This window comes from Pseudomonadota bacterium, assembly GCA_010028905.1.
In the GTDB taxonomy this organism is placed as follows: domain Bacteria; phylum Vulcanimicrobiota; class Xenobia; order RGZZ01; family RGZZ01; genus RGZZ01.
On sequence record RGZZ01000392.1, the window covers coordinates 1 to 4740 of the forward strand.

5 protein-coding genes are annotated in these 4740 nt (G+C 67.9%); all 5 read right to left on the minus strand.

The genetic code is table 11. The annotated features are described in order from the left end of the window. Window positions 1-357: 6-carboxytetrahydropterin synthase (locus tag EB084_19730; GenBank protein ID NDD30495.1), on the minus strand; the 357-nt coding region annotated here is incomplete at its 3' end. Then, window positions 354-761 carry a 6-carboxytetrahydropterin synthase gene (locus EB084_19735; protein ID NDD30496.1) on the minus strand — a complete coding sequence of 136 codons (408 nt, stop codon included), beginning with the start codon at window positions 759-761 and terminating at the stop codon, window positions 354-356. The genes EB084_19735 and EB084_19730, both read right to left, overlap by 4 nt. 48 nt (window positions 762-809) lie before the next feature. Continuing rightward, a complete protein-coding gene (locus EB084_19740) occupies window positions 810-1838 on the minus strand; it encodes a phosphoribosylformylglycinamidine cyclo-ligase (protein NDD30497.1) in 1029 nt (342 codons plus the stop codon). Then, complete coding sequence (locus EB084_19745) at window positions 1826-2980, minus strand: phosphoribosylaminoimidazolesuccinocarboxamide synthase (GenBank protein ID NDD30498.1); 1155 nt, start codon at window positions 2978-2980, stop codon at window positions 1826-1828. The genes EB084_19740 and EB084_19745 overlap by 13 nt, the downstream gene beginning before the upstream one ends. Window positions 2981-3053: 73 nt before the next feature. Further along, window positions 3054-4724 carry a bifunctional phosphoribosylaminoimidazolecarboxamide formyltransferase/IMP cyclohydrolase PurH gene (gene purH / locus EB084_19750; protein ID NDD30499.1) on the minus strand — a complete coding sequence of 557 codons (1671 nt, stop codon included), beginning with the start codon at window positions 4722-4724 and terminating at the stop codon, window positions 3054-3056. Window positions 4725-4740 lie beyond the last annotated feature (16 nt).

Below are 4740 nucleotides of genomic sequence, written 5' to 3' on the forward strand. Positions count from 1 at the left end.
CGCCAGCGTGGCACCTTCAGGGACGTGCGGGGCGAGCAGGTCCCAGAAGACCTTGGCCAGGTTCTCGCCAGACGAGATGACGTGGGCGAGCTCGGGGAAGTCGGCGTCGAAGTCGCGATGATCGAAGCGCTCGAAGATCTCGCGTCGCAGGGCCGCGTCGATGGCGCCCAGGTCGACGCTGAAGCCCGTCACGGGGTCGATCTCCCCCCCGCAGGTGGCCTCGACCACGTACTCGTGGCCGTGCCCGTTGGGGTTGTTGCACTTGCCGTACAGCGCGCGGTTCTGCGCCTCGGAGAGCTGGGGGTTGTTCAGCCGATGCGCCATGGAGATCGTGATTCGCCGCCCCAGATAGATCATGGGCCGTAGTACTCCGCGAAGAGCGTCGGATCTTCGTACAGGCGAACGCGGTGCAGGCCCATCCCCTGGGGCAGACGCGGCACGATCTGCCTCCAGATATCCATCACGATGATCTCGGTGGTCGGCACCGCATCTGCGAACGCGGGCACATCGAGGTTCAGGTTCTTGTGATCGTAGCGCCGCATGATCACGTCATCGAGGATCTCGGAGAGCACCTTGAGATCGATGACCATGCCGGTGCTCGCGTCTACCTCTCCGCAGACCGAGACCTCACAGAGATAGTTGTGGCCGTGCCAGTTTGCATACTTGCCAAAGACGCGACGGTTCTCTTCTTCAGAGAGGGCGGCGCTGTACTCGCGGTGGGAGGCGCAGAAGTGCACCTTGCGGGTGAGGATGACGCTCATGGCGCGCGCATTCGGCCTTTGCGCCGCCCACCCCTCCCGCCGAGGGCGTCACCGCGCCGCCACCTCTCCCAGACGCGCGGTGGTCACCCCCTGCTCGGCCGCCACCCGCTCGACCGCTTGCGGATCGGAGGTGATCACGGTCATGCCGATGCCCATGTTCCACACCCGCCGCGCCTCGTCTTCGGTCACGAGGCCCTCGTCGACCAGCCAGCGCATGGGCGCCGGCGCGGGCGGCAGCATTCCCCAGCGCACCCGCAGATGCGAGGGGATCACCCGATGGGTGTTGTGATCGAGCCCGCCGCCGGTGATGTGGGCCGCCGCGGCCACTGAGGCGCGCGGCGCGCCGTTCAGCCCCCCGGTGAGCGCCAGCATGAGCGGGGTGAAGATGAACGATGGGGCCAGGGCGACACGGCCCCAGGTGCGGCCATCAGCGAACGGCGCCTCGACCCAGCCAGGGCCGAAGCGACGCTCGAGCACACGACGCAGCAGCGTGTAGCCGTTCGAGCGGAAGTTGTCGGTGAGCAGCCCGACCACGGCCATGCCAGCCTCGACCCGATGGGGACCGAGAACCCGATCCCGGGCGAGCAGGCCGGTGAGGGCCGCTCCCCACGAGAAATCGATCATCTGATCAGGCAGCTCGGCGATCTCGCCCCCCACGCACGATACGTGCGCCAGACGGCAGGCCTCCTCGAGACCGGTCATGAGCGCCTCTACCTCGCCAACGCTCACATGGCGGGTGTCGAGGGTGTTCACCAGCGCCACCGGCTCAGCACCGGCGCAGACGCAATCGTCGGCCACCATGGCGACGAGATCGTGCCCCAGCGTGCTCAGATCGCCGACGGCTCTCGCCACGAGAGACTTCGACCCCACGCCGTCGGAGTTCATGGCGAGGTAGAAGGGTCCCACGTCGACCAGGCCGGTGAACACGCCATCAAGCCTCAGCGCCGCGCCCACGCGCCCCTCTCGGAACGGGAAGGTGGCGCGGGCGTGCGCGAACGCCGCGGCCGAGGCGCGATCTCCCGCCTCGATGTCGACCCCGGCCTCGCGGTAGTGCAGCGGCTCGGTCATGCGCGACACGCGCTGAGCAGGCGGCCATAGAGCGCGGGGTCTTGCACCGAGAGCACGCGCGCGCCCTGCCACGCGGCACGTCGGCACGCATCCTCAACGCTGCGGTCGTGTGGCTGGGGCGCCTCGACATAGACGATGGGAAAGGCCACCGATTCCTGGAGCCACGGCACATGGCTGCCGATGACAAAGCCCACCAGCGGGCGACCGTCAGCGTCATACGATCGCGCCGCGGCCGGAACGTCTTCGCCCTGAACCGAGGTGCACTCGATGCCGAGGTAGTGCAGTTCGCGGAAGAGGGTGTGCACGAGCCACGCCTCCTCCTCACGCGGGTGTGAGATGCTCTGATGTGGCCGGAAGAGAACCGCGTGCCCCATTCTCGTGTTCATGAACGACTCGGTCTTCTCTGAGACCCAGCGATAGTTGTCGAGCACCGCCGAGAGCGCCTCGGGCGTGCGCTCCTGCAGGTTGCGATAGACCTGCTTGTCCTTCATGGCCTCCTTCTGCCCTCCCGGCCAGATGCGCCAGCTGTCGTTGTCGATGACATCGGCCAGCAGCAGGCGGCCATCGGTGGCGCGGCCGAACTCGACCTTGAAATCGACCAGCACCACGTCGCGCAGCGCCCAGGCGCGCTCGAGAACCTCGAAGGCGCGCAGCGCCTCTTGCTTCACCCGTGCCATGTCACCCGCGTCAAGAAGGCCGCGACGCAAGATCTGGTCTTCATCGATCTGCGGGTCGTGCAGCGCATCGTTCTTCTCGAAGTACTCGATGAGCGGAGGACGAAACCGGGTGCCTTCGGCCACCGAAGGATTGCGCCGCAGGAAAGAGCCCGTGGCGATGCGTCGCACCACGACCTCGATGGGCACCATCGCGGCCCGATGGGCGCGAAACGTCACTGAATCGATCTTGTGCTGGAAGTGCGTGTCGAGCCCGGCCTCGTTGAGCAGATGGAACACGTTGCACGTCGTGGCCGTCGCGAGGGCAGCCTTGCCCGCCAGAACGTCGTGACGGGCCCCATCGCCCGCCGTGATGTCGTCCTTGGTGCGAACGAGCACCACCCCGTCATCGCGGCGATCGGCGTAGATGATCTTGGTCTTGCCCTCGGCGAGACGCTGCAGGTCACGACAGGAATCGGTCGATGTGGTTGCGCGCATGCAAAGTGCCTCCTGACCCCTTCTTTCCCTCGCGCCCCGACCTCCCCTCCCGAAAGGAGGGCGGCGCGCGCGCTCAATGACGAAACGCCCGGATGCCCTGCGTGAACACCATCGACACGCCGCGCTCGCTGAGCAGATCGATGGTCTCCTGATCGCGCACCGAACCGCCCGGCTGCATCACCGAGGCGACCCCCGCGTCCGCCAGCACGGCCGGGCCGTCCGGAAACGGGAAGAACGCGTCAGAGGCCGCCACGGCTCCGCGTGCCCGCTCCCCCGCCTTCTCGACCGCGATGCGACAGGCCGTGAGGCGATCCTGCTGGCCCACGCCGTTGCCCACCAGCATGCCATCGCGCACCAGCGAGACCGCGTTCGAACGGGACGCGCGGCAGATCTGCCAGGCCATCCAGAGATCGCGCCGCTGCGGCGGAGATGGCGCCAGGCGGGTCACCACGGGAAGCGCGTCGATGTCGAGACGGTGGGTGTCCGCGCTCTGCACGAGCATGCCGCCTCGAACCGATCGCATCTCGTCGGCCTCGCTGGGCACCGGGAAGGCCAGCGCCGGATTCACCAGAACGCGCATGTTCTTTCGTGCGGCGAGCAACTGGGCCGCGTCAGCCTCGACCGCGGGGGCGAGCAGCACCTCCACAAAGCGATCTCGTCCGAGCGCCGCGGCGAACGCGGAATCGAGCGGACGGTTCAGGGCCACGATGCCGCCGAACGCCGCAAGGGGATCTCCCGCCCACGCCCGCTCGAACGCCTCCGCCGCCGTTGCGCCGAACGCCGCGCCGCACGGGTTGGTGTGCTTGACGATCACCGCCGCCGGAAAGTCACCCCCGAGGAGCGAGATCGCCATCAAGGCACCATCGGCGTCGAGCAGGTTGTTGTAGCTGAGCGCCTTTCCCTGGACCTGCTCGAAGCGGTGCAGGGCCAGCGGGTCATCGACCTCGGCCGAGACCCAGGCCACGGCGTCCTGCTGCGGGTTCTCGCCATAGCGGAGCGAACGCCCGTCACGCAGATGAAGCCAGCGCTCCGGCGCCGTGCGCAGATAGCTCGCCACCTGCAGATCGGCCTGGGTCAGAAGATCGAAGGCGGCCACGGCAAGCGAGCGACGTGTCGAATCACTCACCGCGCCCCTCTGCAGCTCCTCGAGAACCCCTTCATACTGGGCCGGGTCGGTGAGCACGAGCACCGAGGCGAAGTTCTTGGCTGCTGCGCGCACCATGGTGGGGCCGCCCACGTCGATCTGCTCCACCGCCTCCTCGAGGGTGCAGCCTGGACGTGACACGGCGCTCGCGAACGGGTAGAAGTTGCACACCACCATGTCGATGGGCGTGACACCCAGGCGTCTCGCCTGCTCGACATGCGCGGGGTTGCGCCGATCGTAGAGGATGCCGCCCTCGAGCTGGAACGAGATGGTCTTCATGCGTCCATCGAACGCCTCGGGATTGCCCGTCATCTGGTCAACCGGCACACAGGCGATGCCGGCGTCCTCGAGCGCGCGCGCCGTGCCGCCGGAAGCGATGAGCACCCATCCGAGCGACGCGAGCCCCCGGGCCAGCGCCACCAGGTTCGTCTTGTTCGACACCGAGAGCAGGGCATACCGTGTGTTCTCACTCATGACCGACCTCTTCACTCGGGCCGCGGCCCGTCGCCATCCCGCGTGGGCGTGCTGCGCGAACGCAGCCCCCGGGTGCGCCGCCACGTTCACGCACGACACCGCCGAGCCCTGCCGACCATTGCTCACCTCGACGTCCCCCCCG

What these genes read in the sequence shown, in the direction of transcription:
- EB084_19735 (NDD30496.1), bottom strand. Translation starts at nt 761, where the DNA reads ATGAGCGTCATCCTCACCCGCAAGGTGCACTTCTGCGCCTCCCACCGC.
- EB084_19745 (NDD30498.1), bottom strand. Translation starts at nt 2,980, where the DNA reads ATGCGCGCAACCACATCGACCGATTCCTGTCGTGACCTGCAGCGTCTC.